General features: G+C 56.4%; 29 protein-coding genes and 2 pseudogenes. 21 read left to right on the forward strand and 10 right to left on the reverse strand.

From position 1 onward, the window contains the following. Positions 1-53: 53 nt before the first annotated feature. The 21 genes and pseudogenes from BN874_RS24155 to recJ all read left to right on the forward strand — a co-directional run. A pseudogene (locus BN874_RS24155) lies at positions 54-386 on the forward strand (transposase); the annotation flags it as partial. 425 nt (positions 387-811) lie between these two features. Continuing rightward, positions 812-1,606: a hypothetical protein gene (locus tag BN874_RS02595; protein WP_034430672.1), complete on the forward strand. Its 795-nt coding sequence runs from the start codon at positions 812-814 to the stop codon at positions 1,604-1,606. Positions 1,607-1,851: 245 nt separating this feature from the next. After that, entirely contained in the window at positions 1,852-2,526 is a 675-nt protein-coding gene (locus tag BN874_RS02600; protein WP_051497332.1) for a CerR family C-terminal domain-containing protein, read from the forward strand. Then, positions 2,516-3,220 (forward strand): HlyD family secretion protein, encoded by a 705-nt coding sequence (locus BN874_RS02605; protein WP_230314307.1) that lies wholly within the window; start codon positions 2,516-2,518, stop codon positions 3,218-3,220. Before BN874_RS02600 ends, BN874_RS02605 begins: the two co-directional genes overlap by 11 nt. Beyond that, a complete protein-coding gene (locus BN874_RS25320; protein ID WP_230314308.1) occupies positions 3,183-3,497 on the forward strand; it encodes an HlyD family secretion protein in 315 nt (104 codons plus the stop codon). The genes BN874_RS02605 and BN874_RS25320 overlap by 38 nt, the downstream gene beginning before the upstream one ends. Then, on the forward strand, positions 3,494-4,417 hold the full coding sequence (locus tag BN874_RS02610) for an ABC transporter ATP-binding protein (RefSeq protein WP_034430673.1): 924 nt from the start codon (positions 3,494-3,496) through the stop codon (positions 4,415-4,417). Before BN874_RS25320 ends, BN874_RS02610 begins: the two co-directional genes overlap by 4 nt. Positions 4,418-4,430: 13 nt before the next feature. Continuing rightward, entirely contained in the window at positions 4,431-4,553 is a 123-nt protein-coding gene (locus BN874_RS24945; protein ID WP_195912085.1) for a glycosyltransferase, read from the forward strand. Between the two features lie 2 nt (positions 4,554-4,555). After that, positions 4,556-5,695 carry an ABC transporter permease gene (locus tag BN874_RS02615; RefSeq protein WP_034430674.1) on the forward strand — a complete coding sequence of 380 codons (1,140 nt, stop codon included), beginning with the start codon at positions 4,556-4,558 and terminating at the stop codon, positions 5,693-5,695. A gap of 135 nt (positions 5,696-5,830) precedes the next feature. Further along, entirely contained in the window at positions 5,831-8,794 is a 2,964-nt protein-coding gene (locus tag BN874_RS22055) for a protein kinase family protein (RefSeq protein WP_051497333.1), read from the forward strand. Between the two features lie 145 nt (positions 8,795-8,939). Then, the gene (gene alaC, locus BN874_RS02625; protein WP_051497334.1) at positions 8,940-10,202 is read left to right on the forward strand and encodes an alanine transaminase; all 1,263 of its coding nucleotides are present in this window, start codon (positions 8,940-8,942) and stop codon (positions 10,200-10,202) included. Beyond that, positions 10,199-11,533 carry a homoserine dehydrogenase gene (locus tag BN874_RS02630; RefSeq protein WP_034430675.1) on the forward strand — a complete coding sequence of 445 codons (1,335 nt, stop codon included), beginning with the start codon at positions 10,199-10,201 and terminating at the stop codon, positions 11,531-11,533. Before alaC ends, BN874_RS02630 begins: the two co-directional genes overlap by 4 nt. A gap of 419 nt (positions 11,534-11,952) precedes the next feature. After that, positions 11,953-12,090 (forward strand): annotated as a pseudogene (locus BN874_RS26325) (excalibur calcium-binding domain-containing protein); the annotation flags it as partial. A gap of 87 nt (positions 12,091-12,177) precedes the next feature. Continuing rightward, positions 12,178-12,366 carry a type II toxin-antitoxin system HicA family toxin gene (locus BN874_RS23240; protein WP_081756090.1) on the forward strand — a complete coding sequence of 63 codons (189 nt, stop codon included), beginning with the start codon at positions 12,178-12,180 and terminating at the stop codon, positions 12,364-12,366. 4 nt (positions 12,367-12,370) lie between these two features. Beyond that, on the forward strand, positions 12,371-12,586 hold the full coding sequence (locus tag BN874_RS02635; protein WP_034430676.1) for a type II toxin-antitoxin system HicB family antitoxin: 216 nt from the start codon (positions 12,371-12,373) through the stop codon (positions 12,584-12,586). Positions 12,587-12,759: 173 nt separating this feature from the next. Beyond that, entirely contained in the window at positions 12,760-13,068 is a 309-nt protein-coding gene (locus BN874_RS02640; RefSeq protein ID WP_320411443.1) for a DUF4160 domain-containing protein, read from the forward strand. Next, positions 13,065-13,322 carry a DUF2442 domain-containing protein gene (locus tag BN874_RS02645; protein ID WP_034430678.1) on the forward strand — a complete coding sequence of 86 codons (258 nt, stop codon included), beginning with the start codon at positions 13,065-13,067 and terminating at the stop codon, positions 13,320-13,322. Before BN874_RS02640 ends, BN874_RS02645 begins: the two co-directional genes overlap by 4 nt. A 219-nt stretch (positions 13,323-13,541) precedes the next feature. Further along, positions 13,542-13,679 carry a hypothetical protein gene (locus BN874_RS26135; protein WP_320411444.1) on the forward strand — a complete coding sequence of 46 codons (138 nt, stop codon included), beginning with the start codon at positions 13,542-13,544 and terminating at the stop codon, positions 13,677-13,679. Between the two features lie 77 nt (positions 13,680-13,756). Further along, on the forward strand, positions 13,757-13,963 hold the full coding sequence (locus BN874_RS02650; RefSeq protein ID WP_034430679.1) for a hypothetical protein: 207 nt from the start codon (positions 13,757-13,759) through the stop codon (positions 13,961-13,963). Then, complete coding sequence (locus BN874_RS23255) at positions 13,956-14,177, forward strand: type II toxin-antitoxin system HicA family toxin (protein ID WP_081756091.1); 222 nt, start codon at positions 13,956-13,958, stop codon at positions 14,175-14,177. The genes BN874_RS02650 and BN874_RS23255 overlap by 8 nt, the downstream gene beginning before the upstream one ends. Positions 14,178-14,190: 13 nt before the next feature. Continuing rightward, on the forward strand, positions 14,191-15,231 hold the full coding sequence (locus BN874_RS02655) for a hypothetical protein (RefSeq protein ID WP_034430709.1): 1,041 nt from the start codon (positions 14,191-14,193) through the stop codon (positions 15,229-15,231). 22 nt (positions 15,232-15,253) lie between these two features. Then, on the forward strand, positions 15,254-16,981 hold the full coding sequence (gene recJ / locus BN874_RS02660; protein WP_034430680.1) for a single-stranded-DNA-specific exonuclease RecJ: 1,728 nt from the start codon (positions 15,254-15,256) through the stop codon (positions 16,979-16,981). 19 nt (positions 16,982-17,000) lie between these two features. Here the strand turns inward: recJ and hsdR are convergent, their stop codons facing one another. Genes hsdR through BN874_RS02710 form a run of 10 tightly spaced genes read right to left on the reverse strand, consistent with a single transcriptional unit; the run spans position 17,001 to position 24,906 of the window. Next, a complete protein-coding gene (gene hsdR, locus BN874_RS02665; RefSeq protein WP_034430681.1) occupies positions 17,001-19,343 on the reverse strand; it encodes an EcoAI/FtnUII family type I restriction enzme subunit R in 2,343 nt (780 codons plus the stop codon). A 3-nt stretch (positions 19,344-19,346) separates the two neighbouring features. Then, positions 19,347-19,733 carry a type II toxin-antitoxin system VapC family toxin gene (locus BN874_RS02670; protein ID WP_034430682.1) on the reverse strand — a complete coding sequence of 129 codons (387 nt, stop codon included), beginning with the start codon at positions 19,731-19,733 and terminating at the stop codon, positions 19,347-19,349. Beyond that, positions 19,730-20,047, reverse strand: coding sequence for a type II toxin-antitoxin system Phd/YefM family antitoxin (locus BN874_RS02675; protein WP_081756092.1), 318 nt, complete (start codon positions 20,045-20,047; stop codon positions 19,730-19,732). Before BN874_RS02675 ends, BN874_RS02670 begins: the two co-directional genes overlap by 4 nt. A gap of 40 nt (positions 20,048-20,087) precedes the next feature. Beyond that, the gene (locus BN874_RS02680) at positions 20,088-20,489 is read right to left on the reverse strand and encodes a type II toxin-antitoxin system VapC family toxin (protein ID WP_034430683.1); all 402 of its coding nucleotides are present in this window, start codon (positions 20,487-20,489) and stop codon (positions 20,088-20,090) included. Next, on the reverse strand, positions 20,480-20,713 hold the full coding sequence (locus BN874_RS02685) for a hypothetical protein (RefSeq protein WP_420886098.1): 234 nt from the start codon (positions 20,711-20,713) through the stop codon (positions 20,480-20,482). The genes BN874_RS02680 and BN874_RS02685 overlap by 10 nt, the downstream gene beginning before the upstream one ends. 46 nt (positions 20,714-20,759) lie before the next feature. Continuing rightward, positions 20,760-21,146, reverse strand: a complete 387-nt coding sequence (locus tag BN874_RS02690) for a type II toxin-antitoxin system VapC family toxin (RefSeq protein WP_034430684.1) — start codon at positions 21,144-21,146, stop codon at positions 20,760-20,762. Then, positions 21,143-21,463, reverse strand: a complete 321-nt coding sequence (locus tag BN874_RS02695) for a type II toxin-antitoxin system Phd/YefM family antitoxin (protein ID WP_081756093.1) — start codon at positions 21,461-21,463, stop codon at positions 21,143-21,145. The genes BN874_RS02690 and BN874_RS02695 overlap by 4 nt, the downstream gene beginning before the upstream one ends. Before the next feature lie 59 nt (positions 21,464-21,522). Further along, the gene (locus BN874_RS22060) at positions 21,523-23,031 is read right to left on the reverse strand and encodes a restriction endonuclease subunit S (protein WP_051497336.1); all 1,509 of its coding nucleotides are present in this window, start codon (positions 23,029-23,031) and stop codon (positions 21,523-21,525) included. Positions 23,032-23,033: 2 nt separating this feature from the next. Next, positions 23,034-23,441 carry a nucleotidyltransferase substrate binding protein gene (locus tag BN874_RS02705; protein WP_034430686.1) on the reverse strand — a complete coding sequence of 136 codons (408 nt, stop codon included), beginning with the start codon at positions 23,439-23,441 and terminating at the stop codon, positions 23,034-23,036. After that, a complete protein-coding gene (locus tag BN874_RS02710; RefSeq protein WP_034430687.1) occupies positions 23,434-24,906 on the reverse strand; it encodes a class I SAM-dependent DNA methyltransferase in 1,473 nt (490 codons plus the stop codon). The genes BN874_RS02705 and BN874_RS02710 overlap by 8 nt, the downstream gene beginning before the upstream one ends. Between the last annotated feature and the right edge of the window lie 21 nt (positions 24,907-24,927).

The raw sequence follows: 24,927 nt of genomic DNA on the forward strand, positions 1-24,927 counted from the left end.
TATAAATTTTTCAGAAGGGTGTGTTGAAAAATTCCACAACCTGTAAATGATTGCTATATAAAGAAAGATGGCAGATAGAAACGTTATTTAGTTGCTTAAAAAGTCGAGGGTTTAATCTGGAAGAGACTCATGTGACGGACCCTGAGCGGATTAAACGACTTTTAATCATTCCGGTGATTACTTTTTGTTGGGCGCATCGCATCGGTGAGTGGCAGCATGATTCAGTTAAACCGATTAAAGTAAAAAAACATCTACGTTTTTCTAAAAGTATCTTTAAAACTGGTTTGGATTTTATTCGTAATGCTATATTTAATCCTACCTCCTTATTTAATCTCGCTGCTTTATTTCACTTCCTTGATTTTAATCATTTTAACTCTTCAAGTTAATTTTTGTCATGTACAGAGAAATTTTCCTGTGATTCGCACGACGGGTTGGGTGAGTACAACGCACACCTCTCAGCAAGATAAAGAGTTAGATGAAGCCGATGTTCTAGCCCAAGCCACAAATCATCGCCATCACAGGAAAATTTACAGGAGGAGATAATTCATGACTTCATCCGGGATTTTACGCGCATCGGACAGCCCGTTCGCTTTCATGGGGGCACTCTCCTAAGCAGGATATACTCTATATGCATACTTTGGAGTATATAGACACTTAATTCAGAAGTTAGTTTATTCACAATGTATAGATATTTATTGGCAAGACTATAATATACTTTAATGAATCTCTGCCAAGTTCAAAAGTGATTCGTACAGGTTCTCGTCATTCTATTTCTATTTCACCAAGTGTTCTCACGGCAATTATTAGTACTGTGTTGTTTGATGATACTGCGCCTGTCACCGGCGGTTCCTCTGTTGGTGTCTTCCGCAACGGTCAGTGGTTCCTCGACGCCAACGGCAACGGCGCGTGGGATGGTTGCGGTACCGAGTTCTGCTTCACCGGCTTTGGTCAGGCCGGCGACATGCCCGCGTCCGGCAACTGGGACGGCGGCAGCAAGAGCTACATCGGGGTATTGCGCTCCGGCACCGGTCAATGGTTCATCGACCGCAACGGCAATCGGCAATGGGACGGCTGCGCGGTCGATGGCTGCTACAGCGGTTTTGGCGCACCGGGCGATCTGCCGGTGGCCGGCGACTGGAGCGGCACCGGCTTCGCCAAAATCGGGGTGTTCCGCAACGGGCAGTGGTTTTTGGACGCCAATGGCAATGGCAAATGGGACGGCTGCGGCACGGAACTCTGCCTAAGCTTCGGCCAGACCGGCGATCTGCCGGTGGCGGGCAACTGGAATGGGGGAAGTAAAGCCGGGGTGGGCGTGTTCCGCGCCGGCACCTGGTATCTCGACTACAACGGCAACGGAAGATGGGACGGTTGCCAGCAGGACGGCGGGCAGGATCTCTGCCTCTACGGCAGCTTCGGTCAAGCCGGTGATTTACCAGCGGCGGGCGACTGGAACGGCGATGGTAAAGCCAAGGTTGGTGTGTTCCGCAACGGGACCTGGTATCTGGACTACAACGGCAACGGAAAATGGGACGGCTGCGGCGTGGATCGCTGCTACTTTGGTAGTTTCGGCCAGAAAGGAGATTTGCCGGTCGCCAGGAAGTGGTAAGCGGCTGAAAAAAGCCCCGCGTCCAGCAGTGGATGCGGGGCTTTGCTTTGGAAATGAAGATTGAAAAATCAATTAAAATGAGTATGTTGAAGTCTGGTAGGGTGAGCATGACCCTGCACGCCGCTAAAATCCCGCATCACTGCGTTGATCGTCGCCTGGAAAGCGGTCTACCCTGTCCCTTCGATTGCAGATGGAAAAATTTTTCCATATAATTTTTTCATTCATTGCTTCTTCAGGCAGAAACCATGTTTCCAGTGCGCCCGGCACCCCACCCGCATTCGGTCGGCATCGAAACCCGCCAAGCCCTGATTGCGGCTGCGACCGAGGTGTTTCTGGCTCAAGGGTTCCGGGCGGCGCGGGTGAAAGACATCACTGATCGGGCGGGTGCCCGGCTGTCGGCGATCAACTACCACTTCGGCGGCAAGGAGGGTCTGTATCTCGCTGTGCTGCAACACCACGCCGAAATCGCCGTTACTCGCACCCCGCTGCCGGAATTCGACGCCGGCCAGCCGTTGGAGACCCGTTTCCGGGCGTTCGTTCGGACGATGGTGTTCAGGATGGTTGACCCGGCCAATCCATCCCGGATTGGCAGTTTGATGGTGCGTGAGGCGATCAATCCCACCCCGGCCCTTGAGGTCATGTTCGAGCGATTCAGCCGCCCGCAGTCCGAGGCCCTGTTTGGACTGATGCGGGAACACTTCGGCCCCGATGCCAGTTATGATCTGCTGGCGCGGGCGTCGCTCAGCGTCGTAGGACAGATTATGGTGTACGTCGCTCTGAAACCCCTGGTGTTGAAGCTGCGGCCCGACTTTTACACACGTACCGATGGCTTGGATGAATTGGCCGAACAGGTCGCGATCTTTTCTTGGGCTGGGCTGTACGCACTGTTGCAGGTGGAAGCGAGCCGGCATGAATCCTAGCCGCTGGGCCGGGCTGCTGCCCGTGCTGCTGCTCGCGGGTTGCGGCGATACCGCACCGCCGGCGCTTAACGGCTACCTGGAAGCGGAGCCGGTGCGCGTCGCCGCGCCGATAGCCGGTCGCCTGACCACGCTGATGGTAGATCGCGGCGATGCGGTGCAAGTGGGTCAACCCCTCTTTAATCTGGAGCAGGATAACGAGCGCGCCGCCGTCAACGAAGCCGCCGCCAAGGTTGCCCAGGCCCGCGCTCAGGCGTCCGATCTGGACAGCGGCAAGCGCCCCGAAGAACTGGCGGTGATCGATGCCAGCCTGCGGGCCGCTGAAGCCGTTCTTAACCAGTCGGGAAGCGATCTCTCCCGCCAGACGGCTCTGGCCCGGTCGGGCTTCGTCTCTGGTGCTAATCTGGATGCCCTGAAAGCCAAGCGCGATGCCGACGCGGCCAAGGTGGCAGAAATGGCTGCGCAATTGCGTGCGGCGAAACTGGCGGCGCGGGACGACAGCCGGAGCGGCGCGGGACGACAGCCGGATCGCGGCCCGGGCCGGAACCGAAGCGGCAGAGGCCCAGCTGGCGCAGAAACAATGGGCGCTGGCCCAGAAAACCATTTCCGCGACGGTGGCGGCGCGGGTGGAAGACCGCTATTACCAAGTGGGGGAATGGGTGCCCGCCGGCAGCCCCGTGTTGAGCCTGCTCTCTGACCAGGCGATCAAGGCCCGCTTCTATGTGCCCGAACCTCGCTTGTCGCAGGTGCGCTTGGGCAGTACGGTGACTCTGGCTTGCGATCAGTGCGGCCCTCCGGTTGCAGCGACGGTGCGGTTCGTGGCGCAGGAAGCCGAATTCACTCCGCCCGTCATCTACAGCAAGGAAAATCGCGCTCGACTGGTTTATCGGGTTGAAGCGTGGCCATCAGCCGCCGATGCGGCGCGACTGCGGCCCGGCCAGCCAGTCGATGTGCTGCTGGGAGATCCCAAGTGAGCGCATTCGTGATCGATGTCGTCGGCCTGACCAAGCGCTACGGCGACAAAACGGTCGTGAATCAGCTCGATATGCAGGTGCAGCGCGGTGAAATCTACGGTTTTCTCGGTCCCAACGGTTCGGGCAAGACCACATCGATCCGCATGATGTGCGGCCTGCTCACGCCCGACGCCGGCTCCGGTCATACCCTCGGCTTCGATGTGGTGAAGGAAGCCGCCGCCATCAAGCGCGAAGTGGGCTACATGACCCAGCGCTTCGGCCTCTATGACGACCTGACGATTCGCGAAAACCTGGATTTCATCGCCCGCATCTACGGCATGATCCAGCGCCGGGAGCGAGTGGACGCTGCGCTGGATCGGCTTGGTCTGACCGCGCGTCAGAAGCAACTCGCCGGCAGCCTGTCCGGGGGCTGGAAACAGCGATTGGCGCTGGCCGGCTGCCTGCTGCACCAACCGCAACTGCTCTTGCTCGACGAACCGACGGCGGGCGTCGATCCGTCGGCGCGGCGCGATTTCTGGGATGAAATTCACGCCCTCGCCCATGAGGGCATTACCGTCCTGGTCTCGACTCATTACATGGATGAAGCGGAGCGTTGCCACCGGCTGGGTTATATCGCCTATGGGCGGTTGCTGGCCTGCGGTACGCCGGAGGAATTGACTGCGCGGAGTGGATTCACTACCTGGACCGCTTCCGGATCCGGAGCCAGCGCGCTGGCCGCCGAACTGGAAGCATTGAGCGCCGTGGCGCTGGTAACCCGGTTTGGCAACGCGCTGCATGTGAGTGGCCAGGACGCCACTGCCCTCGATAACGCGCTGGCACCGTATCGTGCCGTGAGCGGTGTTGCCTGGGAGAAAACCCGTCCGGCACTGGAAGACATCTTTATCTCCCTGATGCGGCAGGCCGCCGACAATTACCCGTGAGGCCCAACACGCCATGCCCATTCTGATTTCCGCAGTTGGCAGCGCTGGCAATGTCCACCCCTTCATCGCTATCGGCCAAACCCAGCGTGCGCGCGGCCATACGGTCGATCTGCTGGCTTCCGGATCGATGCGTTAGCGATGGCCGGCACCCGTTTCAACTTTGGCCGCCTGCTGGCGATCATCATCAAGGAGTTCATCCAACTCCGCCGGGATCGGCTGACGTTCGCGATGATGATCGGCATCCCGATCATTCAGATGACGCTGTTCGGATTTGCGATCAACGGCGATCCGAAGCGGCTACCTACCGTGGTGGTAGCGCACGAGCAAGGGCTGTTCACCCGCAGCTTGGTCGCCGCGTTCACCAACTCCGGTTATTTCGCAGTGGTGAACGCCGACGCCAGTGAGCGCGAGGCTGACCGGATGCTGGCGCAAGGCGAGGCCCAGTTTGCAATCACGATTCCGGCGGATTTCTCGCATCGCCTGATCCGCGGCGAACGTCCGGCGTTGCTGCTGGAAGCCGACGCCACCGACCCCTCAGCGACTGGCAATGCCATCGCCGCCGTTCAGCAATTGGCGCCGCTGGCCTTGCAACAGGATCTGACTGGGGTATTGGCGTCGCTGCAATCCTCTCCCGCGCCGTTCGAGATCCGCATCCACCGCCGCTACAACCCGGAAGGCGTTACCCAATACAACATTGTTCCCGGCTTGATGGGCGTGATTCTGACCATGACCCTGATCATGATGACGGCGCTGGGAGTCACTCGCGAAGTCGAGCGCGGCACGATGGAAAACCTGCTCGCCACGCCAGCGCTGCCGTTGGAAGTGATGGTGGGCAAGATCACGCCTTATATCCTGATCGGCTATGTCCAGGTCGCGATCATTCTGCTCGCAGCGCGCTATGTATTCAGCGTGCCGTTTGCAGGCAGCCTGGCGCTGCTGCTGGTGTGCGTCATGGCCTTCATTGCAGCCAATCTCACCGTCGGTATCACCATTTCCAGCGCGGCGCGCAATCAAACCCAGGCGATGCAAATGACCTTCTTCTTTTTTTTGCCGTCCATGTTGCTGTCTGGCTTCATGTTCCCGTTTCGAGGGATGCCAGGCTGGGCGCAGGTGCTTGGCGAATTGCTGCCGCTGACCCACTTTCTGCGGCTGATTCGCGGGGTGATGCTGAAAGGAAATGGTGCGGCTGAATTGTGGGTCAGTTTCTGGCCGTTGCTGCTGTTTACGGCAGTGGTGATGGCGGTCGGATTAAAGCGGTTTCGCAAGACCCTGGATTGACCATGCAGGAAGATCAGGATGTTCGCTCCATCCGTTCGCCCTAGGCTTGTTGAAGGGCCATTGAACCTGTACCGGGCATCCTGTCTATTAGCACAAAGTCAGAAGCCATCCTTCTGATTTTTGGAGTTTATCCCAATGTCGCCACTCTCCATTTTCAGCGATTCTACCGTACCGTCGCAGACCCCGGCGCTGTTGCCCGCCGCATTGGCCGGACGCTATCACATCGTGCAGCCATTGCCGACCGCAGGCGAGGGCGTGGATGTGCTGCTGGTGGAAACAGCGGACGGACAACGCGCGGTCGCCAGAGTCTACCCCTATGGAATTCGGCCCAGGGATGAGGTGGTGCAGCAGATGAGCGCGGCGGCGCCCTGCTATGTCGTGCGGTTGCTGGAACAGGGAGAGGTGAACGGACAGTGCTACGAACTGCTGGAATACCTGCCGGAAGGCTCGTTGCAGCAGCGGTTGGTGCGGGGGCATCTGACGGCGGGACAGGTGCGGGCGCTGGTGGAAGAAATCAATGCCGCACTGACCTTTTTGCATCAGCGCGACATTCTGCACGGCGACATCAGGCCGGATAACGTGCTGATTAGGCAATGGCAACCGCTACAGATTGCTCTGACCGATTTTGGGATGGACACAGCGACCGCAGCAACCCTGCGCTTTACAACCGCCGACCGGGCGGCGCAATACCGGGCGCCGGAAATAGCGACTGGAGTGATCAGTGCGGCGGCGGATTATTGGGCGCTGGGCATGATTCTGCTGGAAGCGCTGACCGGGAAGCATCCCTTTGCGGGATTGTCAGGAATGGTCATTTTGTATCAGTTGATGGCGCGGGCGGTGCCAGTGGTAGGAGTCGAGGAACCGTGGCTGATGCTGTGTCGAGGATTGTTACTGCGCGATCCAAAACAGCGCTGGGGGCAGGGCGAAGTGCAGCGCTGGTTGGCGGGAGATACTCATTTGCGGGTGCCGGTGGAAGTCATTGCCCCGGAAGCAATGACCTTTCGCCCTCGCCCATTTTATCGTCTCGGCGGAGTTGAATGCCAGACGGCTTCACAACTGGCGGTGCAAATGGCCAAGCATTGGCACATTGCCATCAAAGAGTTAACGCAGGGTTCGATTAGCGACTGGTTGCGTCAGATACTGAGTGATCAAGAGGATTGGACGCAGCCGGTATTGGAAGTGCTAAATGTTGATGATATGGGTGCTGATGAACGACTATTGCGATTGATCGCACGGCTGGCGCCGAATGTTTCGCCGGTATGGAAACAATGGAGCTTGTCAATAGAGAGCTTGATTGCAGCAGCATGGATGGCAAAAAAAGAAAATGATGCTGAGAATCAGGCATTCTTAGTTGAACTGCATCACGGTCCATTGGATATTCTGGGTATTTATGCATCTGCCGGTAATACACAATGCCAGCAGGTGAAAACCACTTGGTGGGTAGCGGTGGCTGAATACGAGAAGACATGGCAAACCGTACTGACGTATGGCATCCCGGCAAAATTGCGACCGGATTGGGCCGTCGCATTACCCGACTTGTTGCTGGCGGCGATATCGCCTACCTTTCAGAATGAACTCCGTAAGGAAATAAAAACGCTGGCGCCACGCCTGACGGATCGCCCGGCATGGCTGGACGGATTATTAAAGTCTCCCTTGCATAACGGCGGCGCACTGGTATTGCGGACCCTCCTACAGTGGTTGCCGGTCTCCATTGCCATCGAACAATACGTTACGCCACGGTTGAAGACTGTATTAAGAGAATTCGCTATTTTGCATCGCAGCCCTGATTTTCATCATGCCCTCGATCAATTAGACCAGAATATAAGGGAGGGTGGTTATGGCAGTCTTCAGGAAGTGGAACAGGCATTAAGCATACTACAACGCGGGGCGCAAGCCCTGGTGGATGCTTTGCGGTACTACTTGGCGCTGTGGGAACAGACCGCTATCAATAGCGCCGCGTGCCCGGTATTACGGCAATGGCAACCTCGCGTTGCCGCGCCACGCTATGCTGACGCGCAGTCCTTCCAAAAAGACTTGACCCAACCTTTGCGTTGGCAGATCGGCGTTGACAGTTGGGAGAGGCCCGTTACCTCTGCACTAAGCTGGAATCACCAAAACACAACCTTGTTATCAGGAACGCCTCGAGGAAAGAATGCGGTGGCGTTCAGTCCGGATGGGTGCTGGTTGGCCAGCGGTGGCGGCCAGCGAATCGTGCGGTTATGGCGGGTGGATTCTGGACAGTGCGCGGCAACCTGGACCGGACATGGCGGAAGCATCAACGCCTTGGCCTTTAGTCCAGACGGGCGCTGGCTGGCCAGCGCGGGGCTGGATCGCAGCATCAGGATGTGGCGGGTAGACTCTGGACAGTGCGCGGCGATCTGGTCGGGGCACGTCGGCAACGTCAACGCGGTGGCGTTCAGCCCGGACGGGCACTGGCTGGCCAGCGCGGGGGCCGATCGAACGGTGCGGTTGTGGCGGGTCGCCACTGGACAGTGCATGGCGACTTGGACTGGACACACCGGAATCATTAACGCGGTGGCCTTCAGCCCGGACGGGCACTGGCTGGCCAGCGCGGGGGTAGATCGAACGGTGCGGTTGTGGCGGGTGGATCTGGGTCAATGCGTCGCAATTTTAGGGCGTACTGGACGGGTGAATGCAGTGGCCTTTAGTCCAGATGGGCGCTGGCTGGCCAGTGGCAGCGGCCGCTTTTCCGACCGCCATAAAGAGGATGACGCAGTGCGGCTGTGGCGGTTGGAGAACCGGCAATGCATCGCGACCCTGCCGGGGCATAGCGAGAGTGTGAATGCCGTCGCGTTCAGCCCGGACGGGCGGCTGTTGGCCAGTGGCAGCGGAGATCGCAGCGTGCGGCTGTGGCGGTTGGAGAACCGGCAGTGTGTCGCGATCCTGCCGGGGCACACTGAAAGCGTGAATGCGGTGACGTTCAGCCCGGATGGACGCTGGCTGGCGAGTGGCTGCGATGATGGCGTGGTACGGTGGAACCGCCTCCAAACCACCACTGTTGAACTGTCGCTCCAGGAGCTGATCACTTGGGAAAAGGAACATATTGGGCAATACAGCGAGATTAAGTTGTTGAAATGAGCGGGATGTGATGGATCGGCCAGTGCCACTTGCCAAACCCCGCCGGCTGGCGGTTGAACCGCTCCGCCCCCGCCGGTAGACTTGACCATTCGCCCGACAACCCCCGTCGTGCCCATCGGTCCCCGAATTTGGCACGGATCGCCCGATGGTATCCCCCCGTGACTTAGCCTTTGGGAACGCCACCTTGAACGCCGACTTCCAACGCATCAAACGCCTGCCGCCCTACGTCTTCAATATTGTCAATGACCTGAAGGCCAAGGCTCGTGCCCGTGGCGAGGACATTATTGATTTCGGCATGGGTAACCCCGACCAGCCGACTCCGAAACATATCGTCAATAAGCTGGTTGAAGCTGCCCAGCGGGAAGACACCCATCGCTATTCGGTGTCACGCGGCATCCCGCGCCTGCGCCGGGCGATCTGCAACTGGTATCAAACCCGCTACGCGGTAGACCTCGATTACGATGCTGAAGCGATTGTCACCATCGGCTCCAAGGAAGGGCTGGCGCACTTGGCGCTGGCGACGGTGGGGCCAGGCGACGCGGTGCTGGTGCCCAGTCCGGCTTATCCGATTCATCCCTACGGCTTCGTCATTGCCGGCGCCGACATCCGCCATGTCCCGCTGGTGCCGGGGGTGGATTTCTTCGCCGAACTGGAAAAGGCGATCAAGGATTCCTGGCCGCGCCCCAAAATGCTGGTGCTGAATTTCCCGGCTAATCCGACCACGCAGTGCGTCGAGCTGGATTTTTTTGAGAAAGTGGTGGCGATGGCCCGTGAGTATGAGATCTGGGTGATTCAGGATTTGGCTTATGCCGATCTGGTGTTTGACGGCTACACCGCGCCGTCGATCCTGCAAGTGCCGGGAGCCAAGGAGATTGCGGTCGAATCCTTCACCCTGTCCAAGAGCTACAACATGCCGGGCTGGCGGGTGGGTTTCATGTGCGGCAACCCCACGCTGATCGGGGCGTTGGCGCGGATGAAGTCCTATCTCGATTACGGGATGTTCACCCCGATTCAGGTTGCCGCTATTGCTGCCTTGGAAGGGCCGCAGGAATGCGTTGGTGAAATCCGCGACATGTACCGCAAACGCCGTGATGTGCTGTGCGACGGGCTAAACGCCATCGGCTGGCCGGTTGAAAAGCCCAAAGCCACCATGTTCGTTTGGGTGCCGATCCCGGAACCGTATCGCCATCTCGGCTCGCTGGAGTTCTGCAAGAAGCTGCTGGCCGAGGCCAAAGTGGCGGTTTCGCCCGGCATCGGCTTTGGCGACTACGGTGACGATCACATCCGCTTCGGCCTGATCGAAAACGAGCATCGCACTCGGCAGGCGTTGCGCGGCATCCGCGAGATGTTCCGCAAGGACCATCGGGACAGCTACGCGGCGCCGCTGGCGCAGGCGGTCAACCTATGAGCCGGAATGACTATCCCCCAGTCAAAGTCGGTTTGATCGGCCTGGGCACGGTTGGCGGCGGCGTGACTCGCGTCTTGGCCCGAAACGCCGGGGAAATCAGCCGCCGGGCGGGCCGCGAGATCATCATTACCCATGCTGCGGCCCGCAATCTGGACACCACCACTGCGAATACTGCCGGGATGAAATTGACCGGCGAGGCGCTGGAGGTGGTGGACGATCCTGAAGTGGCGGTCATTGTCGAACTGATGGGCGGCTACGAACCAGCGCGTGGGCTGGTGCTGCGGGCGTTGGCGAATGGCAAGCACGTCGTGACTGCGAACAAGGCGATGATTGCGCGGCATGGCAATGAAATTTTTGCCGCTGCCCAGGCTGCCGGGAGGATGGTTGGTTTCGAGGCGGCAGTGGCCGGCGGCATCCCGATCATCAAGGCCATTCGGGAAGGACTGGCCGGCAACCGGATCGAATGGGTCGCGGGCATCATCAACGGCACGGCTAATTTCATCCTGAGCGAGATGCGCGACAAGGGCCGCGATTTCGCCAAAGCGCTGGCCGAGGCCCAGGCGCTGGGTTACGCCGAGGCCGATCCAACTTTCGATATTGAGGGCATTGACGCCGCCCACAAGCTGACCATTTTGGCTTCTATCGCTTTCGGGATTCCGCTGCAATTCGACAAGGTTTATATCGAGGGCATCAGCCGCATCACCCGCGAAGACGTGGCCTACGCCAGACAGTTCGGCTATCGGATCAAGCATCTGGGCATCGCCCGTTGCGATGAGCAGGGCGCGCAGTTGCGGGTCCATCCCACGTTGATCCCGCAGCAACACCTGTTAGCCAGCGTCAACGGGGTGATGAACGCCGTGTTAGTGAAGGGCGATGCGGTCGGCCAGAGCCTGTTCTACGGAGCCGGGGCCGGCGCTGAACCGACCGCCTCAGCGGTGGTGGCTGACCTGGTGGATGTGGTGCGCACCCTGACCGCTGACCCGGAAAACCGGGTGCCGCATCTGGCGTTTCAGCCGGATGCGTTGTCGGATCTGCCGGTGTTACCGATGGAGTCGGTTGAAACCGCCTGTTACCTGCGGTTGCAGGCGAACGACCGACCTGGGGTATTAGCCGATGTGACCCGCATCCTTGCCGACCGCGACATCAGCATTGAGGCTATCCTGCAAAAGCGGCCTAAACCCAATGCCAGCGCCAGCGACGTGCCGATTATCCTGTTGACTCACCCGGTGCGAGAGCAGCGGATGAATGAAGCGATTGCGACGATTGAGGCGCTGGATAGCATCCGTGCGCCGGTGATGCGGATTCGGCTGGAGCCGCTGGATTCGGATTGAGATCGAGTGGCGCGATCTGTAATAGCCGGGGTTTGCGCCCCTATCGGGTGTGATCAATTGCACTTGATAGGAGGCTACTGAATGTTGGGCACAACGCTAAAGAAAGAATCATCTCAACTATGAAAAAAATTATCGTAATTTCCATTGTTGTAGCTATTGGTTGGTATGGAAACTATCTATATAAACAGCGTGGGTATAACACGAATTTTATGCAAAATTCGTCAATTGATTTAGCGAACGAGAAAAAGGTAAAGTGCATTACTAAAACAGGCAGCGTTATATATGGAACTGTACCACATGGAATTATATGCGAAAAACTGGAACTGATTGAAGGTTCATTAACAGTAGTTTCTACTGAAAAACTTACTCAAAGAGAAAGTGGAAATAGTTCTAGCAAAGAAAATAGCAGAGTTTCAAGTTTCAAATGTGATGGTAGAACACATTGTTCCCAGATGACATCCTGTGAGGAAGCCACTTTCTTTTTGAGAAATTGCCCCGGTGTCAAAATGGATGGAAACAATGATGGCATCCCTTGCGAGAAACAATGGTGTAAATAGTGCAAGCAGTACCATACTGTGCATGACAGGTGAACAAAGTCGTTGAGCCTGTTTTGGCAATTCACTTCAATCTGTTATTTTAGACACATGAAAGTAAATGAAATTTTGGCCTTACTAAAAACGGATGGCTGGTGTCTCGTTGAAACCCGTGGTAGTCATCGTCAGTTCAAACACCCAATCAAAAGTGGCCGCGTCACGGTGGCTGGGAAACCGAGCAATGATCTTGCCCCGGGTACCTTGAACAGCATAATCAAACAGGCAGGTCTAAAGGAGTAAATCCATGCGTTACGCAATAGTTGTCGAAAAAGCTGAAAACAATTATTCCGCTTATGTGCCCGATCTACCAGGTTGCGTTGCTACTGGAGATACCATTGAAGAAACTCAACATGAAATGAGCGAGGCAATCGCATTTCATATTCAGGGGATGATTGAGGACGGGCTGCCCATCCCACAACCAGAAAGCATCGTTAACTATCTGGAAGTTGCAGCAGCCTAAACCCTTCATTGATACGGTGAGTTGTGCGAAGTCGTTGAGAATGTCGTTCGACATTTTGAAGTTGAAGGACGTTCATTACCGAATCCTCGCACTCGTCCCATGCAGGAAGTGGCTTAAAAATTGGGATTGAATTCATAGCCTGGCTGAGCATTGCACCGGAGCGGAGAGACATAATGATTGCCACCCGCTCATGTGGAATGTTTACAAATGGAGAAATTCAGCACATGCCAACCGTACTGGTTCTTCTCGGATGGAGGTTGTTTTTCTACGCAAATGAAGGAAATGAACCCATACACATCCATTGCAAAAATGGAGGTATGGAATGCAACTTCTGGATAGATATTGAAAATTTTGACATTCAAGAAGCTTTTGCATTCAACCTATCCCCGAAAGATAAGAGACAGATACGAAAGATTATATTCCAACATTTTGAGTACATCGTAGATCAGTGGCAGGAATTCCAAAAGAGGCGACAACCATGAATGTCTATCACAAGATCGATGAAATCAGGATAGAAAGCGGAGTTCTATCATTGAGAATAGATGGTGAATTGATCAGAAAAAATCTGATTGAAATATCCGCTACTTTAGCCAAAGCCAGTGAAAAAGAAATAAGCTGCTACAAAATTTCTCCTTCAGGATATGGAATTTACTGGCCACTGATTGATGAAGATATCTCTATTGATGGTTTGCTGGGTGTCACCCATTCCTTTGTGCAATGGAAGAAAAGCGCTTAACCCTAGCTGTATCCAGTCGCGTAAATTTAGCTTGCCGTCCTTTTGGCAACCTAACATTAACAACCAACCCAACTAGGCATTATACCTGACCATACTGCATAGAGTAGGCTAAAGTAACCAGATAAACATGAGGAACCCAAGATGACAGAACTCCTTGAAAAAGCATTTAGTGAAGTTTCCAAACTAGATGAATCATAGCAGGATTCATTCGCACACTGGTTGCTTGAAGAACTCGTATCTGAACAGCGTTGGGAAAAAGCATTTAATGATTCTCAAGATTTACTGAGCCAACTTGCCGATGAAGCATTAGCAGAATATCAAGCCGGTAAGACAAAATCGGCTTTAAGCCATATCTGACTGAGTATTGCGCCTGACCGTGCTGTGCGTGACAGGTGAACGAAAAAATTAGGCTTTTTTTATCAAGAGGAAAAATCATGGAACTTTCCGCTGTATTGATTCCCGCTATTGAAGGGGGATACATCGCCTTGAACCCTGAAACCGGCACAACTACCCAGGGTGAAACGATTGAAGAGGCTCTTGCAAATCTACGGGAAGCCACTGAACTTTATTTGGAAGAATTTCCACTGACTGTTGCTGGTCGCGCATTACTTACGACATTCCAAGTTGCCGCCCATGCCTAGCTTGCCTGTTGTTTCTGGCGCCGAGGCCATTCGCGCCTTACAGCGATTGGGCTTTGTTGTCGTGCGTCAACAGGGCAGTCACATTGTTCTCCGCAGAGGCTCTCAAGGTTGCGTTGTTCCCAATCACCGTGAACTTAAAGTCGGTACTCTAGCCGGCTTACTCAAGCAGGGTGGTGTTTCGAGCAACGAATTTATCCATGCGCTTAATTCGTAAAACCGAAACTATCATGTCACCGACTTTGCATCTCGTCATTCCCGGTCTGTTGGGTCCGTGGCCGGCCAGCCAGATGGCTCAAATTGAGTACCTCCAACCCGCTGTGCCGGCGTTGCAATGGCTGCTGGCCCGTGCCAGCGTCCATCCCGCCCCGCTCTCCGCCGATGAAGTCCTGTTTCAACGCTTCGGCCTGCCGATCCCCAATGATGCTGATCTGCCGGTCGCGGCGCTCACCCGGCTGGCTGACGGTGGCGAGATCGGAGACGACGGCTGGTGGCTACGAGCCGATCCGGTGCATTTACGCCCTGATTTGCACGGCGTCCTGCTGGCGGATGCGCGGGTGCTGGCGCTCGAACCTGCCGAGGTTGAAGCGCTGGTAGCGGTGTTCAACCAGACCTTCGCCGAGGACGGGCTGCACCTGGAAGCCCTGCGTTCCAACCGCTGGTATTTACGACTGCCTGCCGATCCCGGTTTGCGCACTCACCCGCTGACCCAGGTTATCGGGCGCAACCTCAATACCTCGATGCCCTACGGTTCCGCCGCACGGCGCTGGAATGGGCTGTTGACCGAAATTCAGATGCTGTTTCACCACCATCCGGTTAACCGGGTACGCGAGGAGCGCAATCTGCCACCGATCAATAGCGTCTGGTTCTGGGGTGGTGGTTGCTGCCCGTCGGGTGCCCGTTCTCCAGTAGCCGGGCTGTACGCCAGCGATCCGCTCACTCGTGGTCTGGCGCGATTGGCGAACGCGGCGGTCGGGCCAGTTCCTGAACAGGTGGATGACTGGCTGGACGCTGCCGATGGCGAACCGGACAGCCTGGTGGTATTGGAAACCACCCGCTACGACCCCGCCGATAGTGAACCGGGCGATTGGCTGGAACACATCGCCACCTTGGAACGCGCCTGGTTCGCACCCTGTCAGCGACTGTTGCGGGCGGGAAAACTGGCGGCGCTACACCTGCATCCCGCTAACGGGAGCAGTTACACAGTGGTTAGCGCGGCCCGCTGGCGCTTCTGGCAACGGCCTCGGCCACTCTCCCACTACTTGCGCTAACGCCAACGGCTCACTGTTCACCATGTCCACCTCTACCGTCATCGTTCGCCGTTCCCTTCCTGATTTCGCCGATTTGCCCGGTTCGCCACTGCTCCAGCGGATTTATGCCGGTCGCGGCATTCGTTCTGCCGAAGAATTGGATTTGCGGCTGGCGCTGTTACCGTCGCCGGCGACGCTGAAGGGCATCACCGAAGCGGTTAGCCTGCTGGAAACCGCGCTGCGGCAGCGGTGGCGAATCACGATTGTGGCCGATCTCGATGCCGACGGCGCCACTAGTTGCGCGCTGGCGACGCGGGCATTACGGGCGCTGGGCGCGGCGGAGGTGAACTATGTCGTACCCAACCGTTTTGTTCACGGCTACGGTCTGACCCCGGAGATTGTTGCGGTGGCCGCCGGTGAGCAGCCGAATCTATTGATTACCGTGGACAATGGCATGTCCAGCACCGAAGGCGTTAAAACCGCCCACGCGCTGGGCATCCGGGTGCTGATTACTGACCATCATCTGCCCGGTGCTACCTTGCCGGAGGCCGATGCCCTGGTGAATCCCAATCAGCCGGGCGACACCTTCCCCGGCAAGCAATTGGCGGGAGTCGGGGTCATCTTCTATGTGCTGTCGGCGTTGCGGAGTCGGTTACGAGAAAGCGGCTGGTTTGCGGAGCGCGGCCTTCCCGATCCCAACATGGCGCAATTCCTTGATTTGGTGGCGGTAGGGACGGTGGCCGATGTGGTGCCGCTGGCGCAGATCAACCGCGTTCTGGTCGATCAAGGGTTGCGGCGGATTCGCGAAGGCCGTTGCGTACCCGGCATTGCTGCTCTGTTCACCGTTGCCGGTCGTTCAATGGCGCGGGCCACGGCGGGCGATGTCGGTTTCCAGTTGGGACCGCGGCTGAACGCCGCTGGTCGGCTGGCCGATATGAGCCTGAGCATTGAGTGCCTGCTGTGCGACGATCCGGCGCGGGCGCTGCAACTGGCTCAGGAGTTGAACCGGCTGAACGGCGAGCGGCGAGTCATCGAAACCGATATGAAGGTGCAAGCCTTGGAGTCTCTGGATCGGTTGCCATTGGATGACCACGAATTGCCGTTTGGACTGTGCCTGTTCGATCCGGGCTGGCATCAAGGCGTGGTCGGGATTTTGGCGGGGCGGATTCGGGAGCGGGTGCATCGTCCGGTGATCGCGTTCGCGCCTGATAACAGCGATGGACTGTTACGCGGTTCGGCGCGCTCGGTGCCGGGTTTGCATATCCGCGATGTGCTGGCGGCGATGGACGTTCGTCAGCCGGACTTGATTGCACGCTTCGGCGGTCACGCCGCCGCCGCTGGTCTGAGCCTGCTGCCCGCCCACTTGCCGGCCTTCCAGGCCGCCTTCGATGCCGAGGTGCGCAGTCAACTACGAGCGGAAGACCTCAACGGTAATCTGTGGAGCGATGGCGCGTTGGAATCAGCGGAGATCTCATTGGAGACTGCGGATGAACTGCGGGAGGCCGGTCCTTGGGGTCAGGGTTTCCTCGAGCCGTTGTTCGATGGCGTGTTCGAGGTGATTTCGCACCGAGTCATGAAGGAGCAGCATCTAAAACTATCGTTGCGTTCGCCGGGAGCAAAACCAGCGCTGGAAGCGGTGGCCTTCAACCAGGTCGGCGATTTCACTCCCGGTACGGCGCGGTTGCGCGTCGCCTACAAACTGGACGTTAACGAGTGGCGCGGCGAGCGGCGGTTACAGTTGATGGTTGCGCATCTGGAACCGGCGGTTTGAGCATTTGTGTTGATGCGGGTCATGCCACGGCCGGTTGCTGATACAAGTATTGCTGAAAACCCGCGAACACTTTGCCAATCTCCTCCGGTTTGCCCAGGTCGGCCACGGCATCGGCAATCGAGTCGTGATATTTCAGGCGCAACAGCGGCGTCAGTTTTGCCGAGTCGAGTTCTTCCACCCCGACACAGACGTAGTGGGAAAGCACGAAGTCGAGGAAGACCTGCTGCCGGCTATTGAAGATTGTGCTGATGATCGCCATTGCCCGCGCCGCGCGTTCTTCACGAGTCAGCGGTTCCAGCGCATAAGCGACATGAGCCAGCACGTCGAACAAGTCGCTCTTTTCCGCGTCGATGATTTTCTGCATTTCGGCCAGTTGATCCTTGCCGAAGCCTTTTTCAGCGAGTCCTTCCAGCAGCTTTTTGCGCGTATCCGGTGCGCTCCACAACGTGCGAAGTTCCTCTTCGTCGTTGAAGAACTCAGGCAGTTTGCCAAACAGCGCTTCCATAAACTGCTGCGCCGACATCGGGTTACCATCGGGATGCCAGAAGCGGGTCATCATCATGTGCTGGATCGTGCGCGCCTTACCGTCCGCCAGCTTGACCTTGATCTTCTGGCGCTTGTCGTACTCCGCCGGTGGATCGCGCACGTCAGCGGACTCCGGCAGCGGCGGTGGCTTGGGCCGGGCCTCCTTCGGTTTTGGCTCAATCGGCTCGCCATCCCACTCCGGGTCGCTGAAATGATGGTGCGCCTTGACGAAGTCGTAGATGGTGAAGTAGTCCTTGCCGTCATAAAGCCGGGTGCCGCGCCCAATGATCTGCTTGAACTCGATCATTGAATGGATGGGCCGCAGCAGGACGATGTTGCGGATGTTGCGGGCATCTATACCGGTGGAGAGCTTCTGCGAGGTGGTCAGGATGGTGGGGATGGTCTTTTCGTTGTCCTGAAAATCGCGCAGGTGTTGCTCGCCCAACGCGCCGTCGTTGGCGGTGACCCGCTGGCAGTAATTCGGGTCGGTGCTGATCTTCATTTGATTGATCAGGTCGCGCACCGCCAGTGCGTGCTCCTGAGTGGCGCAGAACACCAGTGTTTTCTCCTGCGGGTCGATCTGCGACATGAAGATTTCGACCCGCTTCTTTTCCCGTTCCTTGATCTCGATGATCCGGTTGAAGTCGGCTTCTTCATAACGCTTGCCCGCTTCGATCTCGCCTTCGACCACCGTGTCATCGGGCGTGTAGACATAGTCATCGAGCGTCGTGGCAATCTGCTTCACCCGGAACGGGGTCAGGAAGCCGTCGTTGATGCCGTCCTTGAGCGAGTAGGTGAACACCGGATCGCCAAAGTAGGCGTAGGTGTCCACATTGTCCTTGCGTTTGGGGGTGGCGGTCAGGCCAAGCTGCACCGCAGGGGCGAAGTAATCAAGGATGCCGCGCCAGTTGCTTTCATCGTTGGCGCCGCCCCGGTGGCATTCGTCAATGACGATGAAATCGAAGAAATCCGGCGGATACTCGCCGAAACAGGGTGAAGGCTGGCCGTCTTTGGCTGGCCCGCTCATGAAGGTCTGGAAGATGGTGAAGAACAGGCTGCCGTTCTTCGGCACCTTGCCTTTTTTGCGGATTTCGTCAGGTTCAATGCGTACCAGCGCATCTTCCGGGAACGCCATAAATGCGCTGTACGCCTGATTCGCCAGAATGTTGCGATCTGCCAGGAACAGGATGCGCGGGCGCCGGGTTGGTTCGCCCCCGCTCTTCCAGTCTGAAAGATTCCAGCGGCTGTGAAACAGCTTCCACGCAATCTGGAAAGCAATGAAGGTCTTGCCGGTGCCGGTTGCCAGCGTCAGCAGGATACGCGGTTGCTGATCGGCGATGGCGGCCAGCGCCCGTTCGACGGCGATGTCCTGATAGTAGCGCCCCTGAAAATAGCCGCCCTTGTCCTCGAACGGCACGGCGGCGAAGCGGTCGCGCCAAGCGTTCTGCGCCGAGAAGGTGCGGCTCCAGAGTTGTTCCGGGGTCGGGAACTGCCCCAGTTCAGCCTCGACGCCGGTTTGCATGTCGATGCCGTAGATGCCCTGCCCGTTGCTGGCGTAGGTGAAACGAACAGCGAGCCGGCCCGCGTAATTCTTGGCCTGAGCCACGCCCTCGGTCAACGCTTTGTCCCACGCCTTGGCCTCGACTACTGCCAGCTTGGTGTTGCGGTATTCCAGCACATAGTCTGCCGTCAGCGCCTTGCCCCGCTTGCCGTGTCTCTCGATGCGGCCCAACGTGATCGGATACTCGCGCCGGATACGACTGCCTTCCGCTACACCCCAGCCTGCGGCTTTCAGGGCAGGGTCAATGTGTTCGGCGCGGGTTTCGGCTTCGTTCATTGGTCACACCACCCGTATCGTGCTGCCGTAGCAGGCCAGTTTGGCGTCGGTGGTCAACAGGATCAGCGGTTCGCTCAGGGATTGCGCCACCAGCAGGCGGTCGAAAGGGTCTTTGTGGTCATCGAACAGAGGAAGGGTGGCAACTTGCAGCACATGCTCGTTTTCAATGGGCAGCCATGAAAAACCGATGACGCTCACTTGTTCCGCGAATAGGGCCAAGTCAATCTTTAGCTTTCCTACATTGGCCTTGATAGCGAGTTCCCATAACGAAACTCGGCTAACAAGGACAGGTTCAACGCTTTGTTTAACCAGGGTTCGGGCTTCGATGGGAATCTTGCGGTCGCCCGTTTGCCACCAGAATGCCAATTGCGTATCGATCAGGAATCTCATCGGCGTGAGGCGCTATCCGTTGAGTTGTCGGCTGGATCAGGGGTGCTATCCGTTGAGTTGTCGGTTAACGGATCAGGGGCATCGTCCTTGAGGCAGTCGAACAGATCATCCAGTGGTTCGTTGAAGTCGTCGGCCATCCACCAGCCCTGCCCTTCCATGCTGCCCGGCGGAGCAATTTTGCGGCGCGGCTTGTAGGCGGTGAGGGTGGCAATCGGCTGACCGGCGCGGGCAATGACGACTTCCTCGCCGCGTTCAACGGCTTCCAGCAGACGGGAAAGGTGGGTTTTGGCTTCGTGAATGCTGACGGTTTGCATCGCGGCCCTCCCAGGTTAGTCAGGGCTTAGTCTATCTGGCTCAAGTCCGAATGGGGATAACTGGAATGCCCTGCCCTTGAAACACGCTGTCGTAGCTGATCAGAGGCAGAGATTCCAGTGTCGCTTGCGCCAACAACATCCGGTCAAAGGGATCGCGGTGGATGATAGGCAGGCTTCCGGCCTTGAGCGCATGGGCTACGGTGATGGGGAGTTCGATAAAGCGCGCTTCGGCCAAGATCGTCGGATAGCGTTCGACAAGTTGCCGTGCCTCAGGAAGTTTGCCGATCCGGTACTTGGTTGCAATTTCCCATGCCGAGGCCGCGCTGACCAAAATGTTGTAGGTAGGCTCCCGAAGGAGGGCGCGTACCGACTCGTCCAGCTTTGGATCATCAAACAGCCACCACAACAGAATGTGGGTGTCGATCAGGTAGCTCACTCCCAAGCCCTCAGCTCCTCGTCGGGCAATGGCTCAAAAAAGGCCGCGCCCAACTGTCCGTGAAGTAGACCCGGTTGGCGCGGTTGGGCCGATGGCTGTGTCAGCCCCAGCCGGAAGTAGTGGATCAGATCATAGAGTTCGGCCAGTTTGGGTTCCGGGATATTCCGTAACTCACTCATGATCCGTTGTTGCCACATAGTTTCTCTGTTGTCTTGGACTTGGGTGGGCATGGGCATTATTCCGGTCGTGGAAATTTAAATGCAGCAGTGATTTTTATCACACCACCCGTATCGTGCTGCCGTAGCGGGCCAGTTTGGCGTCAGTGGTCAACAGGATCAGCGGTTCACTGAGCGATTGTGCCACCAGCAGGCGGTCAAAAGGGTCTTTGTGGTCATCGAACAGAGGGAGGGTGGCAACTTGCAGCACATGCTCGTTTTCAATGGGCAGCCATGAAAAACCGATGACGCTCACTTGTTCCGCGAATAGGGCCAAGTCAATCTTTAGCTTTCCTACATTGGCCTTGATAGCGAGTTCCCATAGCGAAACCCGGCTAACAAGGACAGGTTCAACGCTTTGTTTAACCAGGGTTCGGGCTTCGATGGGAATCTTGCGGTCGCCCGTTTGCCACCAGAATGCCAATTGCGTATCGATCAGGAATCTCATCGGCGTGAGGCGCTATCCGTTGAGTTGTCGGCTGGATCAGGGGTGCTATCCGTTGAGTTGTCGGTTAACGGATCAGGGGCATCGTCCTTGAGGCAGTCGAACAGATCATCCAGCGGTTCGTTGAAGTCGTCGGCCATCCACCACCCCTGCCCTTCCATGCTGCCCGGCGGCGCGATCCGGCGGCGCGGCGGTTTGTAGGCGGTGAGGGTGGCAATCGGCTGACCAGCGCGGGCGATGACGACCTCCTCGCCGCGCTCAACGGCTTCCAGCAGACGCGAAAGGTGGGTTTTAGCTTCGTGAATGTTGACGGTTTGCATCGCGGCCCTCCAAGGTTAGTCAGAGTTTAGTCTAGTGCGATGAAGGATGCCAGGCAATCTCACAATTCACCCGCAAAAGCCTGATGCAGCAACGACTTTTTTAACTCGTCCAATGCGGCGAGCTTGCGCCGGTAAATGGATTCAAGGCGTTGGGTTTGTTCCTGAAGGATGTCGAGCTTGGCAACAATCCTTTGTTGTTCAGCAACTGACTTCGGAAAAGAAATTTCAATCTTCTTTAGTAGACTTGCTTTAATTCCTTTTACAGTTGCACCAGTTCCTTTATCATGAATGCGTTGCTGGATGGGCTGAGAGAGCAGAAGGTATTTCAGGAAGGTGCTGTCGAGCTTTGTGGCGACTGGCTGCATGATGATAATGCGTTGCGCGAAGACAACTTTTTCACCAGTATCAAGCTGCGCAACATTAGCAAGCGGTGCCTCCGTTGTGAACAGTACATCACCGAGTTTAGGAATACCCCGAGTCATCCATCCATCATAGGACTCAGGTGTGACAAATTCTTTGGGTGTTTCTTGAAGGTAACCCATCTTTACGTTTTTTGCCGTAATCAACCGCAACCCGTCCTCTGTCTTCTCTGGCGTCTTTCCACGATAATCGATGAACCGAATATGCTGACCGATGGTTGCGTCCACCCATCTCTCCCCGCGCTGAGTAAAAACAGATTGCAGATAACTTTCAAAGAGGGTGCGGGCGTTTTTAAGGTTCTTTCCGGCGTTTGCTTTGGCGGTGGCGATGCCATCAAATGCTTCATCAAGGATGCCGACGATGCGCTGCTGTTCGGGGAGTAGCACGATTGGAATCTCAGTGTTCCGAACTTTTAGTTGTGAGATGTTGGGCTGGGCGTTTCCGGCTGCTTGCGCTATCAACTCGTCCTTTCGCGATAATAAGAAATAAAAGAGGAATTCCGGAACGAAATACTCGTTCGGAAAAATTCCGCAGACTGCCTGATTGGTAGCAGCCTCGAACCGTAAAATACCTACCTGACCAGCAGTTGCCCCATACATCGCGACCAAGACGGTGTTTTTTGGAAATATCTTTGCTGAGGAATTTTCTAATCCCTTCTGAGTAATAAAGTTTGTTGCTTTTAGAACTTCTCCTTGGCTTACTTCACCGCTCATAAGCCACGGAATCGATCCATTTTCGTAATACTCTTTCCTTGATTTTAGAGGTGTTCCACCAGAACCAGTTTGGAAAATATCGCCCAGCGTCTTTGTTTTCCACCTACTTTTAATGGCACTACCCCGATCCGCCCGCTCATAAAATACCACCCCCACGCACTCGATATGTTCGAGCAAGTTTTGGTTATCAATTTGTTTCCATAGCGACAAATCTACCTGATAAGGGATGGGCGATTCTTCCAGTCGGCCAGCGATTTCGCCCAAAATGCGTTGATCCAGCGCATCGCCAATCAGGGCCAGATCAATGTCGGAGCCTTTTTTATAATTTCCTTTAGCCCGCGAACCATACAGGATCGCTTTTTTGACCGCAGGGTAATCCGCCAAAATCTGACGAATAGTCGTGAGTGTTTTGTCGGAAAGCCCGAAGGCAGGCATAGTCAATTTCTTCGCCGCATGTCTTCTTGCAGCACCAGAAAAGCGGGGTGATAGATTTCAATGATGGCGCTGACCAAAGCCACTGCAATCTCCAGATTATAGGTATGACTGGAAAGATTACGTTTTTCGATCATATCCATCCAAATCGCTCCATCCTCGACCAAACCTCGTTTGAAGGCTTCGCGCACCGTGCTTCGCGAACCGACGATGCCTTGTATCCCCTCGTACTCCAAAAAATCCTTCAATACATTCCATGCCAATTCATGGACAAATTCAAAAGCCTGAATCACCCCCTGCTTTTCCAGGTCGGAAAGTGGACGCTGCCGTGACAACTCTACGGCAAGAGTAAGCTGATGGAGCGCACGGTTAAAATTATCGAATCGTTGTTTCCAACGAATATCTTCAGTCATCGGCGGCTCCAGAAAGCAGCTTTTGAATAGTTCCCAACACCTCCGCGCTCTCCCCATCCAGCGCCGCAATCTCGTCCATGATGTCCTGTGGGCTGCGATGAATGACGGTCTCGCCGCCGTTGGGGTTCTTCACTGACAAGTCAAAAGTCGCCGGGTCAATGCTTTTGGCATCCACGCTCCAACTCTTGGGCGAATCAGTAAAAGTCGGTTGCAGTTCGATAAACTCAGCGAGATCGGCATCATTCAGCGGGTTGGTCTTACCCAGATTGCGACCCAGATCAAGTGAGTAATACCAGACCTTGTGAGTCGGCGCACCCTTCTCGAAAAACAGCACCACTGTTTTGACCCCCGCGCCCTGAAAGGTGCCGCCGGGGCAATCGAGAACCGTGTGCAGGTTGCAGCTTTCCAATAGCAGTTTCCGCAAACTCACTGAAGCGTTATCGGTATTGGAGAGGAAGGTATTCTTAATGACTACACCGGCCCGGCCACCCGCCTTGAGTATCTTGATAAAATGTTGGAGGAATAGAAAGGCCGTTTCACCGGTGCGAATGGGAAAATTCTGCTGGACTTCTTTACGCTCCTTACCGCCGAAAGGCGGATTAGCCAGCACAATGTCAAAGCGATCCTTGTCCTGAATGTCGGCGAGGTTTTCGGCGAGGGTGTTGGTGTGAAGGATGTTGGGCGCTTCGATGCCATGCAGGATCAGGTTCATGATCGCGATGACATAGGCCAGCGACTTCTTCTCCTTGCCGTAGAACGTGTGCTCCTGCAAGGTCTTCAGGTCGGCGGTGGTCAGATTCGGCTGGGCCTTGAGATAGTCGAACGCTTCGCACAAAAAGCCCGCCGAGCCGCAAGCGCCGTCGTAGATACTCTCGCCGATCCGGGGCTTGACCACCCGCACCAGGGCGCGAATCAGCGGGCGTGGGGTGTAATACTCGCCGCCGTTGCGCCCGGCGTTGCCCATGTTCCTGATCTTGGCTTCGTACAGATGCGACAACTCATGCTTTTCGGTCTGCGAGCGGAAACGCAGTTCGTCGATGTGATCGATGATCCCACGCAAGTTGTAGCCGCTGTGAATCCTGTTTTTGATCTCGCCGAAAATCTCCCCGATCTTGTATTCGAGGGTATTCGGGCCGCTGGCCTTCTGCTTAAAGCCGTGCAGATAGGGGAAGAGCTTGCGGTCAACGAAATCGCGCAGATCATCGCCAGTTAGCGCCTGGTTATGGTCGAGCTTGCCGTACCGGTCTTTGGGCGCGGCCCAGCGTTCCCAGCGATAGGGCGAGTCGAGGATATAGCGGTACGTCCTTCCTTCCAGCTCGGCCTCAACCGCCTTGTCCTGCTCCAGACCGTCCAGATATTTCAGGAACAACAGCCAGGAGGTCTGCTCGGTGTAGTCAAGTTCCGTGGTGCAACCGGCCTCTTTCCAGAGAACGTCGTCGATGTTTTTGAAGGCTTGTTCGAACATGAGCGCCTAGGGTCTACGCAA

The sequence above is a fragment of the Candidatus Contendobacter odensis Run_B_J11 genome (genome assembly GCF_000531125.1).
In the GTDB taxonomy this organism is placed as follows: domain Bacteria; phylum Pseudomonadota; class Gammaproteobacteria; order Competibacterales; family Competibacteraceae; genus Contendibacter; species Contendibacter odensensis.

What these genes read in the sequence shown, in the direction of transcription:
- BN874_RS02600 (WP_051497332.1), top strand. Translation starts at nt 1,852, where the DNA reads ATGTTTCCAGTGCGCCCGGCACCCCACCCGCATTCGGTCGGCATCGAA.
- BN874_RS02605 (WP_230314307.1), top strand. Translation starts at nt 2,516, where the DNA reads ATGAATCCTAGCCGCTGGGCCGGGCTGCTGCCCGTGCTGCTGCTCGCG.
- BN874_RS24945 (WP_195912085.1), top strand. Translation starts at nt 4,431, where the DNA reads ATGCCCATTCTGATTTCCGCAGTTGGCAGCGCTGGCAATGTCCACCCC.
- BN874_RS02615 (WP_034430674.1), top strand. Translation starts at nt 4,556, where the DNA reads ATGGCCGGCACCCGTTTCAACTTTGGCCGCCTGCTGGCGATCATCATC.
- BN874_RS22055 (WP_051497333.1), top strand. Translation starts at nt 5,831, where the DNA reads ATGTCGCCACTCTCCATTTTCAGCGATTCTACCGTACCGTCGCAGACC.
- alaC (WP_051497334.1), top strand. Translation starts at nt 8,940, where the DNA reads ATGGTATCCCCCCGTGACTTAGCCTTTGGGAACGCCACCTTGAACGCC.
- BN874_RS02630 (WP_034430675.1), top strand. Translation starts at nt 10,199, where the DNA reads ATGAGCCGGAATGACTATCCCCCAGTCAAAGTCGGTTTGATCGGCCTG.
- BN874_RS23240 (WP_081756090.1), top strand. Translation starts at nt 12,178, where the DNA reads ATGAAAGTAAATGAAATTTTGGCCTTACTAAAAACGGATGGCTGGTGT.
- BN874_RS02635 (WP_034430676.1), top strand. Translation starts at nt 12,371, where the DNA reads ATGCGTTACGCAATAGTTGTCGAAAAAGCTGAAAACAATTATTCCGCT.
- BN874_RS02640 (WP_320411443.1), top strand. Translation starts at nt 12,760, where the DNA reads ATGATTGCCACCCGCTCATGTGGAATGTTTACAAATGGAGAAATTCAG.
- BN874_RS02645 (WP_034430678.1), top strand. Translation starts at nt 13,065, where the DNA reads ATGAATGTCTATCACAAGATCGATGAAATCAGGATAGAAAGCGGAGTT.
- BN874_RS02650 (WP_034430679.1), top strand. Translation starts at nt 13,757, where the DNA reads ATGGAACTTTCCGCTGTATTGATTCCCGCTATTGAAGGGGGATACATC.
- BN874_RS23255 (WP_081756091.1), top strand. Translation starts at nt 13,956, where the DNA reads ATGCCTAGCTTGCCTGTTGTTTCTGGCGCCGAGGCCATTCGCGCCTTA.
- BN874_RS02655 (WP_034430709.1), top strand. Translation starts at nt 14,191, where the DNA reads ATGTCACCGACTTTGCATCTCGTCATTCCCGGTCTGTTGGGTCCGTGG.
- recJ (WP_034430680.1), top strand. Translation starts at nt 15,254, where the DNA reads ATGTCCACCTCTACCGTCATCGTTCGCCGTTCCCTTCCTGATTTCGCC.
- hsdR (WP_034430681.1), bottom strand. Translation starts at nt 19,343, where the DNA reads ATGAACGAAGCCGAAACCCGCGCCGAACACATTGACCCTGCCCTGAAA.
- BN874_RS02670 (WP_034430682.1), bottom strand. Translation starts at nt 19,733, where the DNA reads ATGAGATTCCTGATCGATACGCAATTGGCATTCTGGTGGCAAACGGGC.
- BN874_RS02675 (WP_081756092.1), bottom strand. Translation starts at nt 20,047, where the DNA reads ATGCAAACCGTCAGCATTCACGAAGCCAAAACCCACCTTTCCCGTCTG.
- BN874_RS02685 (WP_420886098.1), bottom strand. Translation starts at nt 20,713, where the DNA reads ATGCCCACCCAAGTCCAAGACAACAGAGAAACTATGTGGCAACAACGG.
- BN874_RS02690 (WP_034430684.1), bottom strand. Translation starts at nt 21,146, where the DNA reads ATGAGATTCCTGATCGATACGCAATTGGCATTCTGGTGGCAAACGGGC.
- BN874_RS02695 (WP_081756093.1), bottom strand. Translation starts at nt 21,463, where the DNA reads ATGCAAACCGTCAACATTCACGAAGCTAAAACCCACCTTTCGCGTCTG.
- BN874_RS22060 (WP_051497336.1), bottom strand. Translation starts at nt 23,031, where the DNA reads ATGCCTGCCTTCGGGCTTTCCGACAAAACACTCACGACTATTCGTCAG.
- BN874_RS02705 (WP_034430686.1), bottom strand. Translation starts at nt 23,441, where the DNA reads ATGACTGAAGATATTCGTTGGAAACAACGATTCGATAATTTTAACCGT.
- BN874_RS02710 (WP_034430687.1), bottom strand. Translation starts at nt 24,906, where the DNA reads ATGTTCGAACAAGCCTTCAAAAACATCGACGACGTTCTCTGGAAAGAG.